The 452-nt window shown below is 45.4% G+C and carries 1 protein-coding gene; it reads right to left on the reverse strand.

Annotated features, from left to right (window positions below; all coding sequences use genetic code 11):
* Positions 1-452: vitamin B12 dependent-methionine synthase activation domain-containing protein (locus M3175_RS25995; protein WP_251524598.1), on the reverse strand; the 452-nt coding region annotated here is incomplete at both ends.

Consider the following 452-nt stretch of genomic DNA (forward strand, 5'->3'; position numbering starts at 1 on the left):
TACCTGCACCGTGTCTGAGCTTGGACGTTGGGCAGGGCTTAGTCTAAACACCGCTTTAGCTGTGACCAATTTTTCCTTGATTAATTTATCAATCATGGCTTGGGCATTGGCAAATAAGTCTTTGGCTTCTTCCCCGACGATGCTATCATCAAAGATTTTGGGATATTTGCCGACCAATCCCCAAGAGATAAAGAAAGGCGTCCAGTCGATATAAGGCAATAAATTTTGTAACGGATAATCGTCCAAAATGAATTGTCCTAATTGGTTGGGCTTAGGCGGCGTGTAGTTCGCCCAGTCGTATTGGAAACCTTGCTCAATCGATTCCGCATATGATAGCTTGGCCGCTTTGGGTTGGCGATTGGCAAGACGTTCACGGACTTCGCCATATTCTTGACGCAGCTCACTGATAAAATCGACGCGTTTTTCTTTGGATAGTAAAGTCGTCGCTACAC

It is taken from the genome of Robertmurraya korlensis, assembly GCF_023715225.1.
In the GTDB taxonomy this organism is placed as follows: domain Bacteria; phylum Bacillota; class Bacilli; order Bacillales; family Cytobacillaceae; genus Robertmurraya_A.